The following is a 25,226-nucleotide window of genomic DNA, read 5'->3' as shown; positions in this document are numbered from 1 at the left end:
TTCGGAAGTGAGGGAAGAAGGATGTTGAAAAGTGCGTTGCGAAATTCAATGTTTATGTTCGGAATGATCATTATCGTTCTCTTATTAGGTAGCAGTATTTTTTATTCGCTCGTTTACCATGATGACATTCCTCAAACGTTTATGCTTTATGACGACGATGGAAATTTAATTGACCGATCGCCTCTTTCACCTGTACAAGTTCTTCCATTTGGTACAGATAAGTTCGGCTACCATTTGTTTGAGCAAATTATCATTGGTGCAAAATATACAATTGGAATTGCCTTTCTTGTTGCTTCAATGAGAATGGCGTTATCATTTGTTGCAGGTGTAATTGGAGGGACTTATTTTCGCCGAACGCTTAGAAGCACAGCTGGAGTGGTGGATGCGATGCAGTATATCCCTATTTCGTTATTATGTTACTTTATCCTCCATGTAGTATTAATGGAAAACGGGATGGAAGGAACGTTTTCATTCTCTTTCACTGAACGCATGGTTTTTGAAGTGATCATCTTGACAGCGGTCGCTATTCCTACAACGACGATTCTTATTTCAAATGAAACAAACGCCATTTGGGGTAGAGAATTTATTGAAGGAGCACGAACATTAGGAGGCTCAAGAAGGCATATTCTTTCAAAGCATGTACTACCGCACTTAGGACCACGAATGATGATTATTTTTCTTCAGCAAATTGTTAACGTTCTGATTCTTTTGCTACATCTTGGATTGTTGAAGTTGTTTTTTGGTGGAACGTTCTTTAATCCAGACCCTATGTTAGGTGATGAATATCGCTCGGTTTCTGGAGAATGGTCAGGGTTAATTGGATCCACCTTTAGATTCCTTTCATATGAAACATGGATTCCGTTGATTCCCATCCTATTTTTTGTTCTTGTCATACTGGCACTGAATTTTGTGTTAGAAGGCTTCAAGCAAGTGGTAGATAAGCAGTCGAATAGTAGAAGGATGAAGAATGTTGAACTTCCTGATACAAAGACAGAGATCGATTCAAGTTCCTTTTCTTTTGTTCATAATCATGGCGAAATGATGGAGAGGAAAACGGCAAGTAGATAAGAAAAAGCACAATTCAAGATTGTGCTTTTTCTTTTATGTTTGTTTTACAACGTTACTATGATCTTCGAGTAGCGGATAAAAATTCATACAGGTTAGTTAATTAGAAGGAGAGGACCAACTCATACTTGCTTCCTTTATCCTCTTAGAACCTTTAAGAAAAAAGGTACTATCTTCTTCATCCATAAAGGCTAAAGAAGGGTAATCGCTGTTTGGTTTAATCGTAATTTCTAAATGATAATAATCCCATATTTCCCCCAGTTGATCATTTTTCAATTGATATAAATGAGATAACACCTCCAAATATTGTATTGTTAACTCCTTCATTTTTTTATTTGAAAAACTGTCTGACACCGTGATATCCAGATAAATCGTTTTATCCATTGAGAAATAGGTTACATCGAGAATATCTAGGTCACGATGAGCAATTTCTGATGCCCGCTTCATATAAGCTGCACTTACGTATGGGGCCTCTTGTAACTGGTTAGAAGCTTCATGTTTTATAGGAGGATCCAAATCAATATCAATGACTGTGAGAGTGACTGTCATAAGTAGTGCCAAACAGACCGCAAATCCAACCAATTCTAGAAAGGTGCTTCGTTTCTTCTTATGGTCAGCGTAATGAGCAATAAGGATATTTTCCATGATTCTTTCTTTTTTTCTTTCTGTTAAATGCTCTTTAATGAATAAAGATTCTTTCACTTTTTCTTTTAATCTATTTTGGTTCATTTTTCATTCACTCACTTTCATTATTCAGTCTTGATTCAAGAAGGCGACGAGCCCGGTGCAATCTGGATTTTATAGTTGCCTCTTTTGTGTCAAGGAGTGAACTAATGTCCCTAATGGATAAATCTTCATGATAGTAGAGAATAAATGTTTCACGATATTTTAATGGAAGTTGTAAAATCGTTTGACGTAACATATAAGATTCTTCTTTTGTTATCGCAATAAGTTCTGGGGAAGGCTGATGATTCTTAATGAAATTTAAGATCATGTTACTTGGAATGATGTTTTTAAAAGACCAGCTTCGTACATAGTCATGACAACGGTTAATCGCAATGCGATAAAGCCAGTTCTTTAGAGAAGCTTCTCCTCGAAAAGTATTTATCTTTAAAAAGCAAGTCAGAAAAACCTCCTGTATGATATCTTCTGCTTTACCCCAGTCCTTTACATAAGTATAAGCGAGTCTTAGCAGAGCTTCGCCGTATTGATCCATTAATTCTTCGACTAATTCTGTTTTTTGGAGTGTTGAATAGGTAGAGAAATCTGTATTCAGTTTAAGTGGGGAATTATCGTTCATATTATCATCCTTCGAAGGTCATTTAGGATTGGCACTGAATAGCAATTGAAACTAAGACCTTTCCTATTAAGACGAGGGATGAAAAGAAAGGTTGCGGAATTTGTAAAAATTATCTGTTAATGCCCCTTTTATCTTTTTCAATTCGATATATAGCATAAGGAGGCAGCAATTGGTATCGAGAATAATCGATACGAAAAAGGAATAGAGGGGGAATGAATAGTGATTATCATTGATGCAGGACATGGCGGGAATGATCCAGGAGCGGTGGCGAATGGCGTGAAAGAGAAGGATTGGACTATGGAAGTAGCGCTTCATCAATATGAGTTTTTGAAGAATCTTGGTATACCTTGTGCTATTACAAGAAGGACAGATATTGATCTATCTTCTGAAAAGCGTTCTTCACTTGTTAAAGGATCGGGTGCTTCAATTTGTTTGAGTAATCATTATAATGCGGGGGGAGGAAGTGGGGCTGAAGTTATTCATTCAATTTACGCAAAGAGTGATTTGGCAGGCAGTATAGCAGAATCTTTGAAAAAAGCGGGGATGGGAGTGCGAAGAGTTTTCTCTAGAGTAGGAGCGGATAGAAAAGATTACTATTATATGCATCGTTTAACTGGGGATGTAGAGACAGTAATAATTGAATATGGCTTTTTGGATTCTTCATCGGATGTAAATAAATTAAAGGCTCGCTCCTATCGCCTCCAGCTTGCTGAGGAAGCTGTGCTTGCGGCCGTGCGGTATTTAAAAGGTGCGCCACAGTCACTGTATTACGTTCAGGCCGGCGCTTATAAGGAGAAAGTTAACGCTGATCAATTATGCCAGAAATTGAAAAAGAATGGGTACGACGCATTTGTGAAAAAGGTTTGAAGAAGTATAAATACTTGCATAAATAAGGAGCCATGCAATCAGCATGGCTCCTTAAAGTCATTATTTAAGTAGATCAGGATTTTCGCTCTTTGCCCTTTTCACTTTAGGCTTACGAATTCCTCCGGCAATATCTGCTTTCTTAAATTCTTTCGCATAAGCTACTTCTTGAGCATCACTTAGTGAGAAACCACTCTCATGAATTGGTTGGTATTGAGAATTCTTAGCCATTTGTAATTCCTCCTTGTATCGTCTCTTATAATAAATGGTACCCGTGTGAAAAAATCATTAAACATCCTAATCTAACTTTGTTAAAATACTAATATTTGTGGTAACTTAATACTAAACATGTTCAATACGGAGGCACTATGAATAGAAAGAGAGCATTAAATATATCGATTGCAAGTATCATTGTACTTGTCAGCCTTTTTTTAATTGGAAAGTATACCTATGTTCATGAAAAACATATTGAACATGGTGAAGTGATTAAAAAGGAAAGCACAGATCATCATTTCTATGTTTTTGTTCAGCCTGAAGGAGAAGGAGAAGCCATTGAACTTTTGGTTGAAGATGAAATGGCCTGGAACCTTGTCGATGAAGGAGAATATTATGAAGTAGCCTATTCCTGGTACGGTGCAAAAGAACCGGCAATTGAAGAGATGAAGCAAATAGAAAGAGAGTAAGCGAGTGTGCTTACTCTCTTTCTATTTAATTATTCCTGTTTCAGCAATCTTTACCTTTACGTTAGCCTGAAGATCTAGTTTTGGATAGTCATTGTCCCACTGTTCCCCGTCCCATGCTTTGTGGTGATAAGCATTTAAATCACGACCAATTCCAAGGAAATCACAGTTTGCTTCCTGAATTTTATTAAGTAAATCATTTGCTCTTTTTGTTAACCTGGTTGATAGCTCATCTGCTATTTCTTCCACTTGACTTTCTTTAAAGAGGTGGTTTTGAGGATACTCCTCTATATTTCCTCTTACTTCAAGATTGACAACCGCCTTCGTTAATTTCTGATCCTTAAAAGAATAAGCAATATCTGACGTAGAGTCCCGAATATTGATTGTAACGGTTTCAGTTAGATAGCCTTTTTTATGGTTTTCGCCTAAGTTTTCAACTAAACTAGCCTTTTTACTTTTAGCATTACTCAGAAGGAGCAACAGCGTAGCGTCTAGTGGTGGAATCTTAACGCCAGTATAGTTGGAATGATGAAATAGAGCCAGTCCATCCATTTCCGGTGCACCTACTTCATCATTAAAACTAATATAAGGCAAAGCATAATCCTGACCTTGATCGTGGGAATAGCGAAATGTTTTCTCAATAGTCATACGAGGAGCTTCTGTTTTATTCTCTGCTCCTTTAATGAGATTCGTAATAAACTCAGTTACAAGCGTATCACCAATGTGATCCAATTTGAACATATCTGTTGCGCGACCTTCTACTACGCCAACGTGCGCATCTAGTGGACTTTTGGGGTCACGGTACAAAATATCAAACATATGATCAACGTTGTGTTTTGCTACTTCTTCCCCTAAAAGCAGTAGTTGATTTTTTGAGGCGGTTACTTGTTTTGAAATAATTCGATCCATTTCTATTCGAGTAGCTCGAGGGGAGGGGCCTGCAATAGAAATAATTCGATTGGAATAAACACCCCCCTGGCTTACAGGGACACCAAGATTACGGACGACAAAAGTGGTGCGAATCTCATCTTCGTTCTCATAGTCAAATCCAGCTCCGTAAATGAGCTTAGATTCCTTTAATAATTCCTGATCCCAGCAGGAAGTTAGGAGTATGAGCATACTAAGCAAAATAAGGCATTGATAAAGTTTTTTGTTCATGGCGACTCCTCTTTTTTCTTAAATAAAAGACTCATGAGGAAAAGAACGAGGGGAAAACCAAGGGCAAAAAAATAGCTTGCTTTCGCATGATAGCCGGAAAGCATTTCAACAGTATATCGATCATGTGAGAACATAGCTAAGATTAGTGCAGTAAAGGCAGCTACCAAAATAGGACCAGTTGTTTTTTTTCTTTTTGTTAAATGTTGAATCCCTCTTCCTGCAATATATAAATACGACACATAAGAAGTCATCACAGAAACAATCCAGATAGAAAGAAAAATCAAGTCGACCCTGTCAACAATAACAAAGGACACGCCTTTTAACATATAGACCAAAGGTTCTGGAATCATTTCAAGCTGAGCGGGGCTAAAGAACACATATGTGGTAAACGTTAAAAAGCTATATAGAAGTGTCACCGCTACGTTGGCAAGAGTTAAACTCTTAAGTGCTGTTTTACCCTTAGTCTGAACAAAAGGGTATATAAATAATACAATTTCAAATCCCAGCATGGACACAATCCCTTGCTGTGTTGCTTTCAATATTGTTCCTATGCCATTTTGACCAATTGGCATGATGTAACGAATGTCGGCATCCTTTAGTGTATAAGCAGACATTATGACTAGAGGTACAATAAGGATTGAAACGAATTGATAAAACCTTCCCATTACTTTGATTCTACCTACTGCAAGATAGGTACCGCTTACCGTTAACAATAAAAGGATGACCAACATGGGTGTACGAAATAAAATCCACGTTTTGATCGTTGTCTCAAACAATTCCAATACAATAACCGCTGTAGAAATAGCGAATAAGATGTAAAGAAGTGAAACGATGCATGCTGCATATTTGCCAATGATTTTTGGCCCATATTCAAAAAGCGTTAATGATGGGAAACGGTTGCTTAAAAAGTAAAGTATAAAAATAATTAGTTGGATAGCAACACCTGTAACAAGAAGAGTAATCCATCCATCTGTTCCAGCTCCTGCATATAAGGATGAAGGAAGCGAGAGAACTCCTACGCCAACCTGTGTTTGGAAAATGATAAAAAAAAGCTGCGCCGAATTAATTTGGCTACTCGTCTTCATTTTGTTTCCACCTTCTTGAGATCCACTCTTGTGTTCCATGCTGAGCACGTACATCTGATGGTCGCCTTCCGAGTAACCATCGTGGTAGGCGAATGATTGAATCTTTTAGTTCGTTGAAACGAAATGGTGCAAGCGGTGAGAAATAAGGTGTGCCAAAAGTTTCTAAGCCACATAAATGGATTAGAATGATGGCCAGGCCAAAGACAAGACCAATAAATCCGAATGATGCAGAAAGAAGCATGAGTGGAAAACCAAGCAGCCTAATAGACATACTCATTTCATAGGATGGAACGGCAAAGGATGATATAGCTGTCAATGCTACGACAATAATCATCATATTAGAGACGAGATTAGCTTCTACAATCGCTGTTCCAATAACTAAACCTCCTACAATACCAATCGTTTGGGCGATAGGACCTGGAAGTCGTATCGCAGCTTCTCTTAGTAGTTCAAGGACAATTTGCATAATTAAAGCTTCTAGTAATGGAGGGAATGGCACGTTTTCAAGTGAGCTTTTAATATTTAAGATTAATTCGGCAGGTAGTACTTCCGGATGAAAAGATACAGTTGCGATGTATAAGGAAGGCAGCCCCAATGCAAAGATAAAACTGGCTACTCTAATTAATCTTAAGATTGACCCAATATACCAGCGGCTATTGTAGTCTTCGGGTGATTGATAAAAAGCAAAAAAAGTAACCGGCAATATTAATGTGGAAGGGCTTCCTTCCATTAAGAGACCGATTCGTCCTTCTATGATATGTGCGGTCATTCTGTCAGGTCGCTCTGTACTTAGCATCTGAGGGAATGGAGAAAAAGGAGAATCCTCGATAAATTCTTCTACATACCCAGGTGTTTGAATGGAATCGGTTTTAATAGCTGTGATTCTTTTTTCTATTTCAGCAACAAGATCGGGGTTAACCAGGTGCTGTAAGTAAATAACAGCTATTTTCGTGTCTGTTGTTTTACCTACTTTAAAGAATCTAATCACAAGGTTAGGATTCTCAATTCTTCTACGAAGCATTTGTAGGTTTTGCATAATATTTTCGACAAATCCTTCATGTGAACCACGAACGACTTGTTCATTAATGGGCTCAGATATTGCTCTAGAATTTCCTGAGAAGGCTTCTAATAAATAAAAATGTTAATACCCGTTCATTAGTAGAACTACGAATCCCTTAGTTAATCCTGAAACAGCATCATTTAGATTCTTTGATCGTCGATATTCTTTTGAGGTTACCGTATCCTCGATGTTTAATTGATTGGTCTCAAATAATGGTTTCATAATCGTATTTTGAAGCTTCTTTTCATCAACTAACGGATCTAAATAAGTAAGTAGGCATTTCACATCCTGAACTGTAATATTTCTGAATTTGATATCTTCTGTATTATGGAATTTGGATTTTATATATTCTTTGTTTTCTTCAAGTGAATAGTATGCATCATGTGATTCAGTAGCAGTTGGAATTTGGTAGGACTCATTTCGAATTGATTTTCGTTTACTACGTCTCACAATGCACCCTCCTCAATAAAATTAGATAGGTATAGGTTGTTATAATCATTGAAAAGTTATGTATACGAATTAAAATGAATCATTCATGAAGGGCTTAAAAGAGTTATAAATGCCCTGGGATAGGTCTATAGTCTTTGTTATCTCGTGATTGATCTCGTCGTTTACTGGTCTTTGGTATGGTTTTAACATAATTCAAATCGAGTCTTGTCGAATGAGTGCAAATTCATTGTTAGGGTGGTGTATAATACGGATAACTTATCCGGAAGGTGGTTCTAACGATGACGATTAAAAATGTTCAAAAGGAAAAATTGGCAGTTGATCGGTGTATGAAGCATTTAGAGGTCGTGAACGTAGAGCCAAAAGTAAGACAGCTGATTTCCATGTACTTAACATCGATTTATCGAGAAGGGTATCAGGATGGTATTGCTGATGGTGAAAAAATGGATATTCTGAATCGGAAAAAGGACTTATAAAATAAGTGGTTGAAATTATATGGAAGTCGGCTATAATAAGACTAATATTGTATCGTCAATGCGAAAGAGAGTAGTGCTTGTATACGGATGAAGCGATCCGGGGATGGTGAAAGCCCGGGGCCTTAGCAAGCATGAACCGGACTTTCAAGACACTGTTTTGAATAAAGTAGAAGCAGTCGGGCTCCCCGTTATAGAGTGAAGTTGGCTCAATTCGTTTATTGAGCAATCAGAGTGGTACCGCGGAATTCATCTCCGTCTCTTTTATAGAGACGGAGATTTTTTTATAGACAAATGGATATAAAAATAGGAGGAAACGTATGAATTACAAAGAATTATTTGCACAACAACTTTATGAAGCATGTGAAAAAGAAGTGAGCTTTCTTAATATTATGCAGAGAATTGAACTCCCTAAGCATGACTCTTTAGGTGACTATGCCTTTCCATGCTTCGATCTTGCCAAAGTGAAACGAATGCCTCCTCATCAAATTGCGATGGAACTTGTTTCTGAAATCAATCAGGCAGTCTTTGAAAAAGTAGAAGCAGTCGGACCTTATATTAATGTGTTTCTTGATAAGAAAATGGTCAGTACTGAAGTAATAAGTCGCATTCTCCGTGAGGGAAGTGAGTACGGGGCTTCTAAGGTAGGAAAGGATGGGGCCGTGACGATTGATCTTTCCTCTCCTAATATAGCGAAGCCTTTCTCAATGGGTCATTTACGCTCAACCGTTATTGGCAATTCACTAGCGCTAATTGTTGAAAAAGTCGGCTATCGCCCCATTCGAATTAATCATCTTGGGGACTGGGGAACTCAGTTCGGAAAATTGATAACGGCCTACCGAAAGTGGGGGGAGGACCAAAAGGTTCGTGAGCAAACGATTAAAGAACTCCTTAAGCTCTATATTAAATTTCATGAAAAAGCGGAATCAGATAATGGTCTTGAAGATGAGGGGCGTAAGGCATTTAAAGAATTAGAAGAAGGTAACCCAGAAGCCGTTTCATTATGGAAATGGTTCCGTGAAGAATCTCTTAAGGAGTTTGATCGAATTTATGAGCTTATGGGGATTACCTTTGATTCAACAAATGGAGAAGCATTTTATAATGATAAAATGCAAGGCGTCATTGATCTACTTGAAGAAAAAAATCTCTTAGTTGAATCTCGTGGCGCCATGGTAGTAGAACTTGGAGAGAGTTTACCACCTTGTCTAATTAAGAAGAAAGATGGCGCCACACTTTATGCAACCCGTGATCTCGCTGCGGCCATTTATCGCTATGAGACATATGGATTTAGTAAGGCTCTCTATGTTGTAGGGAATGAACAGAGTCTACATTTCAAACAATTATTTGAAGTATTAAAGAAAATGGGGTTCGATTGGGCAGATCAAATGCACCATATTAACTTTGGAATGATGTTAAAAGATGGAAAGAAAATGTCGACAAGAAAAGGGAAAGTAGTATTGTTAGAAGAAGTGTTGACTGAAGCAATCGAGCTTGCAAAAGTAAATATTGAAACCAAAAATCCTAGTTTAGAAAATAAAAACGCGATTGCTGAACAAATTGGGGTAGGGGCCGTATTGTTTCATGACTTAAAGAATGATCGTCGTAATGATATAGAGTTTTCACTTGAAGACATGCTACGTGTCGAGGGTGAAACCGGTCCGTACGTGCAATATACTCATGCACGTGCCTGTTCTATTCTACGCAAAGGAGATTTTCAATCCAATGATCATATAAAAGATCTTGAAGATGAAGAAGCCTGGTCAGTTGTTACAAAGCTGCTTAGTTTTCCAAATGTAATCGAAAGAGCAGCAGCTGAATACGACCCTTCTCAAATCGCAAAATTTGTCTTGGAACTTTCACGTTCTTTTAATAAATACTATGGACAGGTTCGTATCTTAGATGGCCATACTTACAAACAAGCGAGACTGCAGCTTGTGTCAGCTGTATCTATTGTTTTACAAGAAGGCTTACGATTGCTAGGCTTACATGCACCAGAAGAAATGTAATAAAGCAGCCCGCTTATTGCGGGCTGCTTTATTAAATGAGGTCACTATCCTCAATTGTACCCTGACTTGCCTTCAGATCATGATCATCCAGTAAGTCTTCATAACGTTCATGCCGTTGATTTGGAATAACTCCAGATGGTTTGCCATCTAGATCGGCTGATAAAAATGATTCGATTTCCTCGACATATCCGACAGGCTCATCGGAATCAATATACATTCTGTCATAGTTCATTTCCGGAGCGTTAAAGTCTGATGGAGTTTCGGATGTGCCATACTTCGCAGCTCGTTGCCATGAATCTTCAGCGTCAAAAAAGGTAGCATCGTTAGAGTCGTTTACATGTTCCTCGAAGGAATTGCCAAGTACCCCTTCTTCTGCTGGTCTTTTGTCTGATGTCTTTTGTGATGGACTATGTTCTACACATGTTGAAGCAGTTAGAAGGACAGCGAGTCTTTCTGTTGAAATATCATTTCCACAAACTTCACATATGCCGTATTTTCCATTTCCAATTCGTTCAAGGGCCTTTGTTAGTTCTGCTAATTCTGTTTTTGCATGTTCATTTAGTGATAGATCTTTCTCGCGTTCATATAATTCTGTCGCCGTATCGCCAGGGTGATTATCGTAATTGGATAGTTCACCTGTAGAATGTTGAGCAAAAGACTGAGAAACACCAAATTCATCGTTTTCATCTAATTCATCACTAAGAGCCAGGATGCGTTCTTGAATCATTTTCTTATATGAACGAAGTTGGTTCGTTGTTAACATAGTCATTTCTCCCTTCTTTTTCTTATATCCGTAGTATGGATCAAAAAGAAGGGTGCTACTTCTGAAAATAATTCCATGAGAGTTGGATGAAATACCAGTAATATGGAAAAGGTAAAAATGTAGCTGAGACAATAAGAAGCTGGTGATGGGATGAACAGAAAAGTAAATCCAATTGAAGTTCTCTTGTGGAGTATTGCCTTTCCCGGGTTTGGACAAATCATTAATAAGAATTACATAAGAGGTGCTTTTTTTATTGGGCTTGAGTTTTTGATCAATGTGAATGCAAATCTTAATATGAATATTCTCTATAGTTTTCAAGGTAAGTCCGTCCAGGCAATTTCAGTTACAAATTATGAATGGGCTATGTTTTATCCTTGTGTTTACATGTTTGCGATTTATGAAAGCTATCTAGGTGCTATCGAAAAAGCAGGGGAACTACCAGGTGATTACCTGTCTTTACCCTTTGTATGTGGAGCGTATTTTTCTACGGTGGCTGTGATTGTATCGAATTTAAGAACAGAGCCTTTTGTTATTCCACCGACCTTTGTTGCTATTATAGGTATTGTTATTGGGGTAGTAATTGGGGGCGGATTACGACAATTGTTAAGACGGAAGGGTATGCAATAACAAAAGCCATGAAGCAAAGTGCTTCATGGCTTTTTTGAACGGGGGGTTCTGGTTTTCGGTGTCTAGCTACAGTGGGCAGACACTCGGTCACTTCACCTTTTCATCCGAACACAAAGACCGTGTTCAAATGAAAAGGCTCCAGTGCCTGCCGTGTCTAACCGCCCACTTCCGCTTTTCGGTGTCTAGCTACGACTCGCAGAAACTGCGATATTTCACTCTTTCACCAGAACACAAAGAGCGTGTTCTAGTTCAAGAGCTCCAATATCTCCGTTTCTAAACGCTCGTCTCCGCTTTTCGGTGTCTAGCTGCGCGGGCCAAATCCTCCGGCTGTTTCGCCCAATCGAATGAGACAAAGAGCGTCTCAATCTCATGGGCTCCAACATCCTGCGGATTTAGGCGGGCCCGCTCCGCTTTTCGTATTAAATCTCACTGATTCGGAATTCTGGTGATTGTAGTTCTTCGGCGTCTTTTTCTCGTTCTCTTCTTGCCCATTGGAAGAAGATGTAGCCTAGTGCGGTGCCGTATGAGAGTTCTTGGATGATTTTCATGATGATGCCGCCTAGCTGTTGGTCTTCCATGATGCCTAGTGGTTTGAATTGGTCAAATAGTTCAGGTGAAACGGTCGTGCCGGTTGGTACGCAATATCCCATTGCATTTGCCCAAATCGTTGGATCCGTATATGTAGCGTATAATGGAGTAGTTGCGAAAATAATGAGAGCACATGCTGGTGTGAGTAGGACACCATCTGCGAAGATGTATCCAAGTTTTTTAACACCTGATAACGTATCGTATTCTGGTATTGGGCAAACAAGTGGCCACCACATAGCAAAGGCTGTCAGGATTAGAGCGGCTTTATAGAAATTCTGAGCCGTATAGTGCACCATTAAGTAATCAAAGATTTCTGGGATATGATAGAAAGAAAATAACCCGTTAAATAAAAGCAGTGAAATAATAGGGAATGTGAAAAATTTAAAGATTTTACGAATCACTTTGATATTTAGCAGTGGACGTAGCAACCATGCTGGGGTGCCTACTATCATGAGTGGTGGAGCGACTAAATATACGAGCGCCATCTCAGTCATATGGATGCTGAGTAATAAATGCCCCATAAGTGATAGTGGACCGCCAAGTCCGAGATAAAATAAGAAAACCCCGATTAAGAAAAAGATCTTTTTGTAAAGGGGAATCGGTGCCGAGTCTTTAAAGCTATTTTTCCAAGGTCCTGTTAGAAGTAAGTAGAATCCAGCAATAACGATTGCAGCTACCATAATTCCAGGACTCCATAAAGCACTAAACGAAAATGTGCTCGATAATTGTTCCCACATTAGGAACACCTCCATCTATGATCATAATGCCTGACAGTAAATGTTGACCGTTTTCATCATACCATATCATCTTCTTGCATCCTATCTAACGATAAGAAAGCCTTTACTTTTTCTTCTTACTCTATTGTAAAAAGGATTTCCCATTAACTCAAGGCGGGTTCTACATTTTGTGTGAAGGAATCGTGACAGGCTTCCTCATCTAAGTTGACAATAGTGAAAGGTCTTTCATACAATGGCAACAGAATGGTATATGAATGTATGTTCATGTAATGAGGGAGAGGGGATCGTTTTGGATAATCATGGGCAGGATGTGGCAAAAGAACAATTGGATCTAGATGAAGAAACACTTTTTATTGTTTCGCAAACTTTTAAAGCTTTGGGAGATCCAACGAGGATTCGGATATTAAACTTGTTGGCAGATCGGGAATGTGCTGTAAGTGAAATAGCGGATGCTCTGCATCTTTCTCAATCGACTGTTTCTCATCAGCTTCGCTTTTTGAAGAACTTACGCTTAGTAAAGTTTAGAAGAGCCGGCACGAGTATTTTTTATTCTCCTGATGATCAGCATGTGATGGCACTGCTTCACCAGGCGATCCACCATGCCTGTCACGATTAATCGCTCTGTATGGTAGAATTGTACGGAAACGTTCAAGAAAAATGGACGGTAATGAAGTGAAGTTTCGTTATACTATTATTTGAGTGATTGATAAAGTGAAAGGAGAATGGCTTCTTGTTATCTAAAATTAAACAGCATAAAACAGAATCCGCTGTTATTTTCCTGGCCTTTGTTCTGCCTTTTATAACGATGATGGTCATTGGAGTATTATCCATCTATTTATCATACAGCGGGTAGTACGGAATTAGAAAGGTGGACAAAATATGGATATAGGGTCGATTCTAGTTTATATGTCAACAGGGCTATTTTTTGTAGTGTTTGGTTTATTTGGGTTTTTCTTGTATATGTTAAAGAGAAAAGAAAAAACGGTAGAACATGGGGAGATGGACAACCATGAGAAATAAAAATATTCGCCTTCTTATTATTTTATTAGTTCTTTGTGCTGTCTGGGGTGTAGCCTTCTGGGTTTGGGCGTTTGCCACCGCATAAAAAGCCTTTTCGAGAGATCGAGAGGCTTTTTGTTTGATTTCAATTCTTTAGGAGGTACTATGGACTATATTCAACAAATAAGAGCGTTAGTTGGGAGTCGGCCATTAATTCTACCTGGTGTTGCGATTTTATTATTTGATCATACGAAGAGCAGGCTACTGTTACAGAAGAGAACAGATAATAAGCTATGGGGATTAACAGGTGGATTTATGGAGCCGGGAGAATCTTTTGAAGAGACGGCTGTACGTGAAACGTTTGAGGAATTAGGAGTAGGTATTAAGGAGTTAACGTTTGTTTCCCTCTTTTCTGGTGAAGAGTTATATTACCGATATCCAAATGGAGATGAGGTTTATAGTGTTATTGCTGTTTATAAGGGACAATGTGAGAGTGAAGCTTTTAAATTAGATGGAAATGAAGTATCAGAAGTGAAATATTTTCCACTAAACGAGTTACCTAGCGAAATGAACCCAAATCATAAGGTAGTCTTGGAAAAGTTAGGTTATTTATAACCGTAACCGTTTATTGACAGGATAGAAAGATTCCTATATGCTGAAATTAGGTTATATGTTTAAACACTTAAACGAATAGGAGGCTTTCTGCTATGAATCAGAAAAATGACCATCAGGAAGCGATCCAACTTTTTCGCAAAAGCACACCAATCTTCCAGGCGCTTGGTGATCCCTATAGACAGGATATCATTATGCTACTTAGTGAACACGATCCATTAAGTGTGAATGAGATTACGGAGCGATCGACTTTATCACGTCCTGCTATTTCTCATCATCTGAAAATTTTGCGTGAAGTTGGGCTTGTTTCTGTTGAGCAGAAAGGCACAACGAGATTCTATTCTCTACAATTAGAGGATGGTGTCACAACGTTAAAAATGCTGCTAGCAAAAGTAGAAGAGACTTGCTATTAGTCCTTCTACTCTATTTTAAATACTTATAGTTCAAAAGTTTAAACTTTTAGACCCAAAAAAAGAAAGAGGCTTTTTTGAGAGATACAGCTTTTTGTTCATGAAATTCTCAAAACCGATATTTACGTCGTATAGCATCTTTCCTTATTTTGAGATAAGGTAAAGAGAGCGCTTAATTTTATTTTTATTGGAGGTAACCATTATGAAGAATCGACTGTTATTAGTAACAGTAATAACTCTTCTTGTCGTACTAGCTGCATGTGGGAAAGAAGTTCCTGACGATCTCGATTGGAAAGTACAAGATTTTACATATACAGACCATACAAAAAGTGAGTTTGGATTAAATGATTTAGAAGGAAAAGTGTGGATAGCTGATTTTATTTTTACAAATTGTGAGACGGTGTGTCCCCCAATGACAGCGAATATGTCACAGCTTCAGGATAAGCTAAGTGAAGCGGATGTAGATGTAGAACTCGTTTCATTTTCAGTAGATCCTGAACGGGATACTCCTGAACAGCTTGTGACATTCTCTGAAAAATTTGATGCTGATCTATCTAACTGGCACTTCTTGACTGGATACAATGAAGACGAAATAAAAGGTTTTGCGGAAAGTAGTTTTAAAACGGCTGTAGATGCTGACCCAAGTTCAGATCAATTCATTCATGGTACTAATTTCTACCTTGTTAATAAAGAAGGGATTGCCGTTAAGAAGTATTCTGGCTATTCTAACGTTCCATTTGAAGAGATCGTGGACGACGTCAAAGCGCTTCAATAATGATCAACCAGTCCTCTTCCTTTAGAGGCTGGTTTTTTTTGAAGCGGCGATGACAGAAACTCTGTAAAATTGACAAAAAAGCACATGATTTCTATAATAACCTTGGAAAGCGATAACAAAATGTTGGTTTATTCCATGATTCAAGTCCAGAGTTGAACGATCTTGAGAAATGGATATTTCACTGTATCTGAAAGATCCGGTGTTCTCTAATTGAGCCTACCGGGTTTTTCAATGTGTATTGATAGACCAGAGAGAAGGAGAGAAGATCATGGCAGAAAAGCGCCCAATTACGGTAGCAACAGGAGACGGCATTGGTCCAGAAATTATGGAAGCAACCTTGCACATCTTAGAACAAGCTGGGGCTGAAATTGAGCCTGAATTTATTGACGTTGGAGAGAAAGTATACCTTTCTGGAAATTCAACGGGAATCCCTCAGGAAGCATGGGATTCGTTGCGTCGAACTAAAGTACTTCTCAAAGCACCTATTACAACACCACAGGGTGGAGGATACAAGAGCTTAAATGTAACCATTCGTACCGCTATGGGTCTATATGCAAACGTTCGCCCTTGCGTTTCTTATAACCCTGTTGTAGAAAATAAGCATCCTGACATGGATCTTGTCATTGTTCGAGAAAATGAAGAAGATCTCTATTCAGGAATTGAGCATCAGCAAACACCGGACGTTGTACAAAGCTTGAAGCTTATTTCACGACCGGGATCTGAGCGTATCATTCGTCATGCATTTGAATATGCTCGTAAAAACAATCGTAAGAAAGTAACATGTCTCGTGAAAGATAACATCATGAAATTAAGTGATGGTCTTTTCCATCAGGTTTTCAAAGAGATTGCGGCTGAATATCCTGAAATTGAATCTAATAGTTATATTGTTGACATTGGTATGGCGCGCTTAGCTGATTCGCCTGAAGAATTTGATGTAATCGTTACATTGAATTTATACGGTGATATCGCTTCTGATATTGCCGCTCAAATTGCTGGAAGTGTAGGTTTGGCGGGATCTGCCAATATCGGTGATCAAATTGCGATGTTTGAAGCTATTCACGGAAGCGCTCCTGATATTGCAGGTAAAGGTATTGCAAACCCATCAGGTCTTCTGCACGGTGCGATTATGATGCTTGTTCATATTGGACAGCCTGAAGCTGCAGAGAAAATTCACAATGCATGGTTGAAAACAATTGAGGATGGCGTGCTAACAGGCGATATTGCAAAAGGGAAAAATGCTGTTGGAACGAAAGAATTCTCTCATGCAGTAGTTGAACGTCTTGGTCAATCTCCTTCAGTACTCGAACCGGTCGTATATCGTAAAGAAGTATTGGAAGAGAAAGAAGAAACGAATCGTCCCAATTATGTTCCTGAACGCGAGCTTGACGGAACAGATGTATTTTTATTTAACAACACCCTAACAATTGATGAAATTGCAGAGAAGCTAACGCGTGCAGCGGCAGAAAGCAATCATGAATTTGTGATGATGACAAATCGTGGTGTGAAAGTATATCCCAATGGATTCTCTGAAACATTCTTATCTGATCACTGGCGCTGCAGGTTCCAACCAGTTGAAGGTAAAAAAGAAACTCAAGGAGCGATCCGTGAACTACTAACACAAATTGAATCAGAAGAATTAGATTGGATTAAGATCGAGAACTTATATCGCTTTGACGGTAAGATTGCATACTCCTTAGCACAAGGGCAATAAAGGAAAAAGCGTGTCGTAATGACACGCTTTTTTTATTTGGTTTGATTTCATTGATGAAGCCTGGAGGTGGATAAATTGATGTGACTTGTAGAAACTACAAAGAGAACATGAGAATGTGTGGTGACTGAAAGTGCTTCGATGGTTTAAAAAAAGTCGATCTCCCGATAAGCTGAAAAACTTGCCTGAGCTAATTAAAAGCTTAAAAGACTCCGATGATTTTTTGCATTTTGAAAATAAACAGGATAACAGCTCTTTCTTTTTATATTATTTTAAAACGCTTATTCATGAGAATGAATTCAACGACCACATTTTACCCTATCTCGTGAGAGAACCATTGAAGTCACTTGATGAGGTGAAGAAAAGGGTACCCGTGCCAGGCGTCATCATTACAGAAGATCTTAAGGTAATTTGCGAAAAAGTAATGATGGGTTTTATTATTATTCGCTTGAATGAATCTGCCACAAAATGTGCGATGATACCTTGTCAGGTAAAAAAGGCCAGAGCGATCACACAACCTGAAGTCGAGTTTACAGTTGTCGGGTCAAAGGAAGCATTTGTAGAAGCACTAGATACTAATTTACATTTAATCCGAAAACGGTTACCTGTACATGAATTAAAAGCATATGAGTTAACGATCGGAAAGCTAACAAATACGAAAGTAATCGTTCTCTACCTTGAGGGAATTGCAAACGAAGAGAATGTAAACACCGTTAAACAGCGTCTCGCAGATCTTAAAGTTGATCAGGTTGTCGATAGTTCCGTTCTTATGCAATTAATATCCGATAATAGAAATTCTCCATTCCCGCAACTCATTGATACCGAAAGACCTGACCGCGCTACATCCGTGTTATGCGAAGGGAAGATTGTGATTCTTTCAGATGGATCACCTCAGGCTCTGATTGGGCCAACGACGCTTGTCGAATTCTTTTCAGCATTTGAAGACTATTTTGTGAATTGGATCGTCGCCTCAAGTGCTCGCATGATCCGCATTTTTGCGATTTTATTTTCAATACTTGTGACACCGGTTTATGTAGCAACATTAACCTATCATTACGAACTGATACCGAAAGATCTACTCGGCACCCTCGTTAGCTCCAGGCAACGTATACCGCTACCTCCCATTCTTGAAGCCATATTTTTGGAGTTAGCCATTGAGTTGCTAAGAGAAGCTGGAGCACGATTGCCGACAAAAGTCGGTCAAACGATCGGTATTGTAGGCGGTATTGTTATTGGGACTGCTTCAGTTGAAGCAGGATTAACAAGCAACGTCCTATTAATTATCGTGGCACTTTCTGCCCTTGCCTCCTTTACAACTCCTGTCTATCGAATGAGCAACACTATTCGCTTAACAAGGTTTCCTTTCCTGTTTTTCGCTCATCTGTGGGGGCTCCTTGGTGTAACGATCTGCTTTAGCTTTTTAATAGCTCACCTTCTCAAATTAAAATCGTTAGGTAGACCATTCCTAGAGCCAATCTACCCATTACGTGTTCAGGATTTAAAGGATGCTCTTATTAGGCTTCCATTGAAATTTCAAAATAAGCGACCTATTCAATTACAAACAGAGGATACAGTACGATTTAACCCAGTAACGAAGAAAGAGAAAAATGATTTCCATGAGTAAACGGAGAAAGGAGATGCTTTTATATGGCTGGACCAGAAGTGAAAGATGAGTATAAAGTATCTCCATTTCTAGTGTTTTACCTTGTTCATTCCGTTCAAGTAGGGGTAGGAGTCATGGGGTTTCAAAGAATCAGCGCAAAATACGCAGGAAATGATGCTTGGATCTCGGTACTAGTTGCTGGCCTTAGTCTTAATGTGATTATTTATTTGATATATAAAATCATGCTAAAGGAAAAAGGGGACCTCATTTCGTTACATCAAAATCTTTTTGGAAAATGGATAGGAGGATTATTTAGCTGGATTGCTATTGTTTATTTCATTGCGATGAGCGTGACTATTCTACGTACATATATCGAAGTGGTTCAAGTATGGATGTTTCCAGACTTAAATAAATGGATCTTCGGTTCTGTGTTTCTACTTTTAGTCTATTACTGTTTATCTGGTGGGTTTAGGGTAGTTGCCGGTATAGCTTTCTTTGGTGTCGTATTGCCATTTTATCTTATTTTAACGATGATCTTTCCGATGTTTTATGGACATTTCCGAGACCTTCTGCCGATATTCAACCACTCTATAATTGAAATGTATGAGGGAGTTAAGGGGGCTTCCTTATCTTATTTAGGTTTTACAACGCTTTTTATGTACCTCCCATTTGTGAATGACCCCGAAAAATCTCATCGATGGGCGCAGGCAGGGAACTTATTTACGGTTTTTATTTATACAACAGTCATGATTACAACGATCGCCTTCTTTAGTACCGAACAGTTACAAAAGACCATTTGGGCGACGCTAACAACATGGAAAATTGCAGAAATGCCTTTTGTTCAGCGTTTTGAGTACATTGGTATTACCTCGTGGGCACTTGTGATTCTTCCAAATCTCTGCATTACGATATGGGCTGGAGGTAGAGCAATTAGGAGGTTATCAAATATCAGTCAACGAAATGTGACGATCCCTCTTCTTTTTGTCATTTTATTGGCTAGCAGTGCCTTTGCTAGGAGAGAGAGCATTGATTTACTAAATCAGTATACGAGTCAAATGGGGTTCTACTTTGTTTATCTCTATGTACCATTCTTATTTGTAGTTCAGTATATCAAAAGTAAGGTGGGGAGGTCAGAATGAGACTGATCCTGGTATTCGTAATATGTAGTGTCCTACTTACAGGGTGTGTGGAAAGCAGTATTCTAGATGATATTCAAATGGTGACGATTATCGGTTATGATCTCCCTGAAGATGACAATGAAGAAAGTTTTATTAAAGGAATTGCAGTAGCTCCCCAATACCAAGCTAATGGTAGGGTTGATAATAGCATCTTTATTCAAACAGCTGAACTTAGTAAAGAAATTCGCAGTCAATATAATTCCGAGTCATCAAAATCATTTGTAAGTGGAAAACTGGAGGTTGCTCTCTTTAGCAGGGAAATGGCAGAATCAGAAGGTATTATTGAATTGGTTGATACGCTCCAAAGAGATCCGTCAATTGGTTCAAGAGTGTTCTTGGGCATTTCTAACAGTGACATGGAAACATTATTAAGTACCAATTATGGGAACGTGGATACTGGTACATTTATCCATGATACTTTAAGTCATAATACTAAGCACGGCATGCTGCCACAAACGAGTTTGCATAACTTTCTGTACCATTACTACTCAGAAGGAAATGATCCGATCCTTCCGTTGGTTGAACAAGATGGAGATAAGGTGAAGATTATTGGGCTTGCATTATTCAATGGAGATAAAATGGTTACTACCATTGACTCACAAAGTTTGTTTACATTCAAAATTCTGTATGAGAAATTTTCTAGTAACGATTCATTTACTGTGAAACTGAATGATGAAGAGCATGCTGCTATTTATAATATTGCTTCTAAAAGAAACCTTAACTTAAAAAAGGTTAGAAGCAATAAGGTTCAAGCTCATGGTGAGGTTTTAGGAGTAATCAAGGAGTACTCAGGAAAGCAGCTAACCCCTCAGAAGCTTAAAGAAATTGAGAAAACGATGGAGAAGGAAATTGAGAACAGAGGAAATGAGATGATTCAAGAATTCCAACGGCTAAAGATCGATCCTCTTGGACTTGGGAATGCGATTCGTAGTGTGACTCGAGGTGATTTCAGTCATGAGGATTGGATGGACCGTTATCCTGATATGGATATCGAATTTCATATGGATGTGAAAGTAACAGAGTCGGGAGTCATAGAATAGGCGAAAAGAACCCGATAGAGAAACGCTATCGGGCTCTTTCTTACTGTACTTCTATTTTATTTTCTATAGTTTGGGATAGGGAAACTAGTTCATCTATAACGATTGTCAGACGTTCTTTCGCTTTTGTTTCCACCATGTAACCTTTCTCATCAAAGCATGTGGGATCTGCGCAGAATTGATCAGGGAGGACGAGAGCATATAACCCTCTCATAACTGTTCTCATATTGTTCAATGCGTTAATACCGCCTTTTCCACCACCGCCAACAGAAGCAAGAACAGTTGGCTTATGTTTGAAATGAGAACCACCTAAAAAATCGAGTGCGTTTTTTAAAGCTCCGCTCATGCCATTGTGGTATTCAGGAGAGCAAATAACAAATGCATCAGCTTTTGTTGCATGGTTTATGAGGCGCTGCACCTCTGGATGATCAAGATCTTCTTTTCTCCCTTTAAACAAAGGGAGGTCATGGAATCCTGCGTCGAATGTGAGCACTTCAATTCCCTTTTCATCTAATTGATCGGTAACTGTATTTGTTAAATTCCTCGTCATAGATTTGTCTCTTGGACTACCGTTCATCACCATTACTTTCATAGGAAAGCTCCTTTCTCATACCTCTATATTCTTTTATTACCTCAAATGTGAGTATTTCAATCTAAGTGTATTTTAAATTCTTGTATCGGGCATCGGAGGGAAGAAGGAATTCAGTCTCAGCCTTTAGTTGTAGATTTAATTTTCAAACCAGTTCTGCTTTGTCGCGAAGAGAGCAGCCTGTGTCCGATCGTGGAAATTTAATTTGGAAAGAATACTACTTACATGAGTTTTTACTGTTTTTTCAGTAATATATAAAGCGGCAGCAACCTCTTTGTTGCTCTTCCCAAGAGTGATTTCTCTTAATACCTCTTTCTCCCTTGGTGTAAGGTTTGTGATTCTGCGTTCATCATCGACTTGATCTTTCTTAGTCATATGAGACATCAGCTGATTTGTAGCGAGTGGATGAAGTTGGCGTTTACCGCTAAATGCTGCGCGTATTGTATAAACTAACTCATCAGGGTCAATATCTTTTAATTGATACCCTTCAGCACCAGCGCTAATGGCTGGAAGAACATGATCCTGATCTGAAAAACTTGTTAAGATAATAATTTTGATGTGTGGGGCGTTTTTTTTCAATTGCTTAGTTGCTTCAATTCCATCCATTTCAGGCATAACTAGATCCATTAAAATAACGTCAGGACTGAGCTCATAAGCAAGCTTCACGGCTTCAACTCCATTTTTTGCTTCCCCAACAATTTCAATATCCTCCTGTGTTTGTAAGAATAAGCGAAGTCCTTTTCGAACCATAAGATGGTCATCAGCAAGAAGTAATTTAATTTTCATCATATCCTCCTCTCATATCGGCAGTATAACTTGTACTGTTGTCCCAAAGTTTCTTGTACTTGTGATGGATAAATGGCCACCGAGTATTGCCGCACGTTCCTTCATTCCTCTAAGACCAAGTGTGCAATCCCCAACAGTCGTTTGATCAAAGCCAACACCGTGATCCACAATTGTTAAGCTAGCATCGGTTTCAGAAAATGCCAGCTGGAGTGATACTTCTTTTACAGCAGCATGCTTATGTATATTGTTGAGCGCTTCTTGACCAATCCGGAAAAGCGCCTCTTCTATTGGTCTAGGGAGGAGTTTAAGACCTGAAACATCACAAACGGCTTGCAGACCTAGTCCTAGTGCATAAGTTTTAAGGGACGTCATCACACCGGCTTCAATTCCCACAGGTCGAAGCTGCCAGATTAATGTTTTCATTTCTTGCATTGCTTGCTGAGATAGCTGTTGAATATCGACTAATGCCTCATTAAGAACTAGAGGGTTGTCTTGAATACTCTGTGCACCACGTGCTGTCATTGATAATGAGAACAGTTTTTGGCTAACGGAATCATGCAAGTCTCTTGCAAGTCTGTTTCGTTCTTCAGAGAGGATTAGCTCCTGTCTCTTTTCATTTACTCGTGATTGCTCAATCGCAAGAGCCGTGTGATCAGCAACAGCTTGTAAAATTTCTTCATCCATTTTTGAGAGCCTTACATCCTTGTGACTAAGAGCAAATAGAATACCTATTTGATCATTTCGAATCGTAACCGCTCGGGCATGAATTTCAGTGATTTCCGCATCAATTGGAAGATGAAACGTGTGAGGTGTAACTGGAATTTCTTTATCCACTGCTTCTATAACTTCTTTTAGTGTATCATCAGAATAAGGCATGTTCAGTACGTTTAATTTGTTTTGATCGTACAAAGAGTGGAGAACATGCTGATGACCGCTATTATGGAAATAACCGACGATAGGCCAGTTAAAAGATTGAGCGGTTTGCCGTACAATCCCGTTAATGATCTCCTCAGTATGTTGGCACTTCCATAATTCTCTTGTAAGTGATTCAAGTTTCGAATAGTTTTCTGCACGTTTTTGCTCATCTTGATATAATCGTACTCGTTTAATAGCTGTTCCAATTTGAAAAGCAACCGATTCAAGTAGAGTAAGTTCTTCCTCAGTAAACTTTTCTTTACCAGGTGAACCAACATTTAAAATACCAAATGATTCCCCGGCGGCTGTTAATGGAACGGTCGCATGATGAGTTAATCCTTCTGTATCACCGGTTTTGTGATGGATGGCATCTTCAATTCGTTTACATTCAATGATGTTAACTGCCTCGTTCAGTCGTCCATCCCAAAATTTATTTAAGCACCAGCAAGTTCCTTTACACATTGGTTCCTTTTCTTTCAATGCAAGAGCTTCAGGAAGTCTTGCATCGGCTGTACAAGTAAACTGCTTCTTATAGTTTGATAAGAAAATCCATCCTGTTTTGAGTCCGGTGACGTTCAAAAGCTCTTCAAGAACAGATTGAAGCATCGTCTTCAGGTCAGTTGAACGATTTAATGTTTCGGCAATGGTTTTCAAGGTGAGTAATTCACGCTCGTATCGTTGATCATCCACAGTAGTTCCCCCAATATTTAAACAATTGACATTTTTTATTATACTATTAAGAGGGTTATTATCTAAACAGTAAGATTTACAAGAATACGATGTCCGAAATAATCTATTCATAGATCAGAGAGGCTGAGGAGGAATAATATGAAAATCAAAGAAAAAGCAACAGAACTTTCTTCCGTCCAGCTGATTGTTCTTTTCTATTTTGCGGCTGTAGCATTATCGACGGTTCTCTTAAGTCTTCCGATTGCCCATCAAGCTAATGTTGAATGGAGCTTTATAGATGCTTTATTTACGGCTGTAAGTGCAATTAGTGTTACAGGATTAACAGTCGTTTCTACTGCTGATACGTTTAGTACAACCGGAACATACATCCTTGCTTTCGTACTTCAATTCGGTGGAATTGGGATTATGACCCTTGGAACTTTTGTTTGGTTGTTAATGGGAAAGAAAATAGGGATGAAAGAACGTCAGCTTATTAGTACAGATCAAAATCGTGGTACATTAGCTGGTCTTGTAAGTCTAATGAGACAAATCCTCGGGCTTATTCTCTTATTTGAAGCGATAGGGACAATTATTCTTGGGATCTATTTGTTAAAGTATTATGATGCGTGGCAAGATGCCTTTTTGCAGGGATTCTTTGCTTCAGTAAGTGCTACGACAAATGCAGGATTTGATATTACTGGGAGTTCACTTATTCCATATGCAAATGATTATTTTGTGCAATCCATTAACATGATTCTGCTTATATTAGGTGCAATAGGGTTCCCTGTTCTTATCGAACTGAAGGATTACTTATTCCAAAAGAAAGAAACGGTAGCGTACCGCTTTACGTTGTTTACAAAGGTTACGACGGTTACTTTTTTTGCTCTAATCTTAATCGGTACCGCCCTTATTTGGATTTTAGAAGCAGGAAATTTCTTGGCTGATAAGTCATGGGATCAATCGCTATTCTATTCATTGTTTCAATCCGTTACGACGAGAAATGGTGGTCTCGCGACTATGGACGTGAGTGAATTCACTCTGTCTACGCAGTTAGTGTTAAGTTTACTTATGTTTATCGGCGCATCTCCAAGC

The 25,226-nt window shown here is 38.7% G+C and carries 27 protein-coding genes, 1 pseudogene and 1 other annotated feature; of the genes and pseudogenes, 17 read left to right on the top strand and 11 right to left on the bottom strand.

The genetic code is table 11. The annotated features are described in order from the left end of the window. The first annotated feature begins 24 nt into the window (after positions 1-24). Positions 25-1,068: an ABC transporter permease gene (locus tag IQ283_RS10805; protein ID WP_206759456.1), complete on the top strand. Its 1,044-nt coding sequence runs from the start codon at positions 25-27 to the stop codon at positions 1,066-1,068. A 96-nt stretch (positions 1,069-1,164) separates the two neighbouring features. On the opposite strand, the gene IQ283_RS10800 is transcribed toward IQ283_RS10805, so the two are convergent. Next, positions 1,165-1,794 carry a hypothetical protein gene (locus IQ283_RS10800; protein WP_194220190.1) on the bottom strand — a complete coding sequence of 210 codons (630 nt, stop codon included), beginning with the start codon at positions 1,792-1,794 and terminating at the stop codon, positions 1,165-1,167. A 7-nt stretch (positions 1,795-1,801) separates the two neighbouring features. After that, the gene (locus IQ283_RS10795; protein ID WP_194220189.1) at positions 1,802-2,365 is read right to left on the bottom strand and encodes a sigma-70 family RNA polymerase sigma factor; all 564 of its coding nucleotides are present in this window, start codon (positions 2,363-2,365) and stop codon (positions 1,802-1,804) included. Between the two features lie 219 nt (positions 2,366-2,584). Here IQ283_RS10795 and IQ283_RS10790 point away from each other — a divergent pair, with 219 nt between their 5' ends. Continuing rightward, on the top strand, positions 2,585-3,232 hold the full coding sequence (locus IQ283_RS10790; RefSeq protein WP_194220188.1) for an N-acetylmuramoyl-L-alanine amidase: 648 nt from the start codon (positions 2,585-2,587) through the stop codon (positions 3,230-3,232). A 60-nt stretch (positions 3,233-3,292) separates the two neighbouring features. Here the strand turns inward: IQ283_RS10790 and IQ283_RS10785 are convergent, their stop codons facing one another. Then, a complete protein-coding gene (locus IQ283_RS10785) occupies positions 3,293-3,460 on the bottom strand; it encodes a YfhE family protein (protein ID WP_084006653.1) in 168 nt (55 codons plus the stop codon). A 137-nt stretch (positions 3,461-3,597) separates the two neighbouring features. Between IQ283_RS10785 and IQ283_RS10780 the strand changes: the two genes are divergently transcribed. After that, positions 3,598-3,912, top strand: coding sequence for a hypothetical protein (locus IQ283_RS10780; RefSeq protein WP_194220187.1), 315 nt, complete (start codon positions 3,598-3,600; stop codon positions 3,910-3,912). 21 nt (positions 3,913-3,933) lie between these two features. Here IQ283_RS10780 and IQ283_RS10775 read toward each other — a convergent pair whose 3' ends face one another. The 3 genes and pseudogenes from IQ283_RS10775 to IQ283_RS10765 form a co-directional block, all read right to left on the bottom strand. Continuing rightward, positions 3,934-5,067 (bottom strand): Ger(x)C family spore germination protein, encoded by a 1,134-nt coding sequence (locus IQ283_RS10775; protein ID WP_194220186.1) that lies wholly within the window; start codon positions 5,065-5,067, stop codon positions 3,934-3,936. Continuing rightward, positions 5,064-6,152, bottom strand: coding sequence for a GerAB/ArcD/ProY family transporter (locus tag IQ283_RS10770; protein ID WP_194220185.1), 1,089 nt, complete (start codon positions 6,150-6,152; stop codon positions 5,064-5,066). Before IQ283_RS10770 ends, IQ283_RS10775 begins: the two co-directional genes overlap by 4 nt. Next, positions 6,139-7,662: pseudogene (locus IQ283_RS10765) on the bottom strand (spore germination protein). Before IQ283_RS10765 ends, IQ283_RS10770 begins: the two are co-directional and overlap by 14 nt. Positions 7,663-7,940: 278 nt before the next feature. Between IQ283_RS10765 and IQ283_RS10755 the strand changes: the two are divergent. Both IQ283_RS10755 and argS read left to right on the top strand, forming a co-directional pair. Then, positions 7,941-8,135: a hypothetical protein gene (locus IQ283_RS10755; protein ID WP_194220183.1), complete on the top strand. Its 195-nt coding sequence runs from the start codon at positions 7,941-7,943 to the stop codon at positions 8,133-8,135. Between the two features lie 49 nt (positions 8,136-8,184). Further along, positions 8,185-8,398, top strand: a binding site (T-box leader). A gap of 54 nt (positions 8,399-8,452) precedes the next feature. After that, a complete protein-coding gene (argS, locus tag IQ283_RS10750; RefSeq protein ID WP_194220182.1) occupies positions 8,453-10,138 on the top strand; it encodes an arginine--tRNA ligase in 1,686 nt (561 codons plus the stop codon). A gap of 31 nt (positions 10,139-10,169) precedes the next feature. Here the strand turns inward: argS and IQ283_RS10745 are convergent, their stop codons facing one another. Next, positions 10,170-10,901, bottom strand: a complete 732-nt coding sequence (locus IQ283_RS10745) for a yteA family sporulation protein (protein WP_194220181.1) — start codon at positions 10,899-10,901, stop codon at positions 10,170-10,172. A 150-nt stretch (positions 10,902-11,051) separates the two neighbouring features. On the opposite strand from IQ283_RS10745, the gene IQ283_RS10740 reads away from it, so the two are divergent. Continuing rightward, positions 11,052-11,528 carry a hypothetical protein gene (locus IQ283_RS10740; protein WP_194220180.1) on the top strand — a complete coding sequence of 159 codons (477 nt, stop codon included), beginning with the start codon at positions 11,052-11,054 and terminating at the stop codon, positions 11,526-11,528. A 419-nt stretch (positions 11,529-11,947) separates the two neighbouring features. On the opposite strand, the gene ctaG is transcribed toward IQ283_RS10740, so the two are convergent. Beyond that, a complete protein-coding gene (gene ctaG / locus IQ283_RS10735) occupies positions 11,948-12,853 on the bottom strand; it encodes a cytochrome c oxidase assembly factor CtaG (RefSeq protein WP_194220179.1) in 906 nt (301 codons plus the stop codon). 289 nt (positions 12,854-13,142) lie between these two features. Here ctaG and IQ283_RS10730 point away from each other — a divergent pair, with 289 nt between their 5' ends. From IQ283_RS10730 to IQ283_RS10690, 10 genes are all read left to right on the top strand, one after another. Beyond that, complete coding sequence (locus IQ283_RS10730; RefSeq protein WP_276511830.1) at positions 13,143-13,469, top strand: ArsR/SmtB family transcription factor; 327 nt, start codon at positions 13,143-13,145, stop codon at positions 13,467-13,469. A 114-nt stretch (positions 13,470-13,583) separates the two neighbouring features. Continuing rightward, positions 13,584-13,706 carry a hypothetical protein gene (locus IQ283_RS24280; RefSeq protein ID WP_276511829.1) on the top strand — a complete coding sequence of 41 codons (123 nt, stop codon included), beginning with the start codon at positions 13,584-13,586 and terminating at the stop codon, positions 13,704-13,706. 26 nt (positions 13,707-13,732) lie between these two features. Further along, positions 13,733-13,873, top strand: a complete 141-nt coding sequence (locus IQ283_RS10725) for a hypothetical protein (RefSeq protein WP_194220178.1) — start codon at positions 13,733-13,735, stop codon at positions 13,871-13,873. A gap of 144 nt (positions 13,874-14,017) precedes the next feature. Beyond that, entirely contained in the window at positions 14,018-14,467 is a 450-nt protein-coding gene (locus IQ283_RS10720; RefSeq protein ID WP_194220177.1) for an NUDIX hydrolase, read from the top strand. Positions 14,468-14,559: 92 nt separating this feature from the next. Beyond that, entirely contained in the window at positions 14,560-14,877 is a 318-nt protein-coding gene (locus IQ283_RS10715) for an ArsR/SmtB family transcription factor (protein WP_194220176.1), read from the top strand. A 199-nt stretch (positions 14,878-15,076) separates the two neighbouring features. Next, positions 15,077-15,649 (top strand): SCO family protein, encoded by a 573-nt coding sequence (locus IQ283_RS10710; protein WP_194220175.1) that lies wholly within the window; start codon positions 15,077-15,079, stop codon positions 15,647-15,649. A gap of 268 nt (positions 15,650-15,917) precedes the next feature. Continuing rightward, complete coding sequence (locus IQ283_RS10705) at positions 15,918-17,360, top strand: NADP-dependent isocitrate dehydrogenase (protein WP_194220174.1); 1,443 nt, start codon at positions 15,918-15,920, stop codon at positions 17,358-17,360. Positions 17,361-17,490: 130 nt separating this feature from the next. Then, complete coding sequence (locus IQ283_RS10700; protein WP_194220173.1) at positions 17,491-18,981, top strand: spore germination protein; 1,491 nt, start codon at positions 17,491-17,493, stop codon at positions 18,979-18,981. A gap of 23 nt (positions 18,982-19,004) precedes the next feature. Next, a complete protein-coding gene (locus IQ283_RS10695; RefSeq protein WP_194220172.1) occupies positions 19,005-20,099 on the top strand; it encodes a GerAB/ArcD/ProY family transporter in 1,095 nt (364 codons plus the stop codon). Beyond that, on the top strand, positions 20,096-21,178 hold the full coding sequence (locus IQ283_RS10690) for a Ger(x)C family spore germination protein (RefSeq protein ID WP_194220171.1): 1,083 nt from the start codon (positions 20,096-20,098) through the stop codon (positions 21,176-21,178). The genes IQ283_RS10695 and IQ283_RS10690 overlap by 4 nt, the downstream gene beginning before the upstream one ends. Before the next feature lie 40 nt (positions 21,179-21,218). Here the strand turns inward: IQ283_RS10690 and IQ283_RS10685 are convergent, their stop codons facing one another. The 3 genes from IQ283_RS10685 to IQ283_RS10675 all read right to left on the bottom strand — a co-directional run bounded on the left by IQ283_RS10685 (position 21,219) and on the right by IQ283_RS10675 (position 24,155). Further along, positions 21,219-21,767 carry an NADPH-dependent FMN reductase gene (locus IQ283_RS10685; RefSeq protein ID WP_194220170.1) on the bottom strand — a complete coding sequence of 183 codons (549 nt, stop codon included), beginning with the start codon at positions 21,765-21,767 and terminating at the stop codon, positions 21,219-21,221. A gap of 135 nt (positions 21,768-21,902) precedes the next feature. Further along, a complete protein-coding gene (locus tag IQ283_RS10680; protein ID WP_194220169.1) occupies positions 21,903-22,550 on the bottom strand; it encodes a response regulator in 648 nt (215 codons plus the stop codon). Positions 22,551-22,562: 12 nt separating this feature from the next. Then, positions 22,563-24,155 carry a GAF domain-containing sensor histidine kinase gene (locus IQ283_RS10675; RefSeq protein ID WP_194220168.1) on the bottom strand — a complete coding sequence of 531 codons (1,593 nt, stop codon included), beginning with the start codon at positions 24,153-24,155 and terminating at the stop codon, positions 22,563-22,565. 138 nt (positions 24,156-24,293) lie between these two features. On the opposite strand from IQ283_RS10675, the gene IQ283_RS10670 reads away from it, so the two are divergent. After that, positions 24,294-25,226 (top strand): TrkH family potassium uptake protein (locus IQ283_RS10670; protein ID WP_194220167.1); only part of this gene is annotated, 933 nt, incomplete at its 3' end.

This window comes from Pseudalkalibacillus hwajinpoensis (assembly GCF_015234585.1).
In the GTDB taxonomy this organism is placed as follows: domain Bacteria; phylum Bacillota; class Bacilli; order Bacillales; family Guptibacillaceae; genus Guptibacillus; species Guptibacillus hwajinpoensis_B.
The sequence above is the reverse complement of the archived record's forward strand: the minus strand, read 5'-3'. Positions and strand labels throughout refer to the sequence as shown.

Excerpts from the sequence above, each read along its gene's own strand:
- IQ283_RS10705 (WP_194220174.1), top strand. The coding sequence starts at position 15,918 with ATGGCAGAAAAGCGCCCAATTACGGTAGCAACAGGAGACGGCATTGGT.
- IQ283_RS10725 (WP_194220178.1), top strand. The coding sequence starts at position 13,733 with ATGGATATAGGGTCGATTCTAGTTTATATGTCAACAGGGCTATTTTTT.
- IQ283_RS10680 (WP_194220169.1), bottom strand. The coding sequence starts at position 22,550 with ATGAAAATTAAATTACTTCTTGCTGATGACCATCTTATGGTTCGAAAA.
- IQ283_RS10690 (WP_194220171.1), top strand. The coding sequence starts at position 20,096 with ATGAGACTGATCCTGGTATTCGTAATATGTAGTGTCCTACTTACAGGG.
- IQ283_RS10685 (WP_194220170.1), bottom strand. The coding sequence starts at position 21,767 with ATGAAAGTAATGGTGATGAACGGTAGTCCAAGAGACAAATCTATGACG.
- ctaG (WP_194220179.1), bottom strand. The coding sequence starts at position 12,853 with ATGTGGGAACAATTATCGAGCACATTTTCGTTTAGTGCTTTATGGAGT.
- IQ283_RS10800 (WP_194220190.1), bottom strand. The coding sequence starts at position 1,794 with ATGAACCAAAATAGATTAAAAGAAAAAGTGAAAGAATCTTTATTCATT.
- IQ283_RS10795 (WP_194220189.1), bottom strand. The coding sequence starts at position 2,365 with ATGAACGATAATTCCCCACTTAAACTGAATACAGATTTCTCTACCTAT.
- IQ283_RS10780 (WP_194220187.1), top strand. The coding sequence starts at position 3,598 with ATGAATAGAAAGAGAGCATTAAATATATCGATTGCAAGTATCATTGTA.
- IQ283_RS10770 (WP_194220185.1), bottom strand. The coding sequence starts at position 6,152 with ATGAAGACGAGTAGCCAAATTAATTCGGCGCAGCTTTTTTTTATCATT.
- IQ283_RS10775 (WP_194220186.1), bottom strand. The coding sequence starts at position 5,067 with ATGAACAAAAAACTTTATCAATGCCTTATTTTGCTTAGTATGCTCATA.
- IQ283_RS10785 (WP_084006653.1), bottom strand. The coding sequence starts at position 3,460 with ATGGCTAAGAATTCTCAATACCAACCAATTCATGAGAGTGGTTTCTCA.
- IQ283_RS10715 (WP_194220176.1), top strand. The coding sequence starts at position 14,560 with ATGAATCAGAAAAATGACCATCAGGAAGCGATCCAACTTTTTCGCAAA.
- IQ283_RS10710 (WP_194220175.1), top strand. The coding sequence starts at position 15,077 with ATGAAGAATCGACTGTTATTAGTAACAGTAATAACTCTTCTTGTCGTA.
- IQ283_RS10720 (WP_194220177.1), top strand. The coding sequence starts at position 14,018 with ATGGACTATATTCAACAAATAAGAGCGTTAGTTGGGAGTCGGCCATTA.
- IQ283_RS10755 (WP_194220183.1), top strand. The coding sequence starts at position 7,941 with ATGACGATTAAAAATGTTCAAAAGGAAAAATTGGCAGTTGATCGGTGT.
- IQ283_RS10695 (WP_194220172.1), top strand. The coding sequence starts at position 19,005 with ATGGCTGGACCAGAAGTGAAAGATGAGTATAAAGTATCTCCATTTCTA.
- IQ283_RS10740 (WP_194220180.1), top strand. The coding sequence starts at position 11,052 with ATGAACAGAAAAGTAAATCCAATTGAAGTTCTCTTGTGGAGTATTGCC.
- IQ283_RS10745 (WP_194220181.1), bottom strand. The coding sequence starts at position 10,901 with ATGTTAACAACGAACCAACTTCGTTCATATAAGAAAATGATTCAAGAA.
- argS (WP_194220182.1), top strand. The coding sequence starts at position 8,453 with ATGAATTACAAAGAATTATTTGCACAACAACTTTATGAAGCATGTGAA.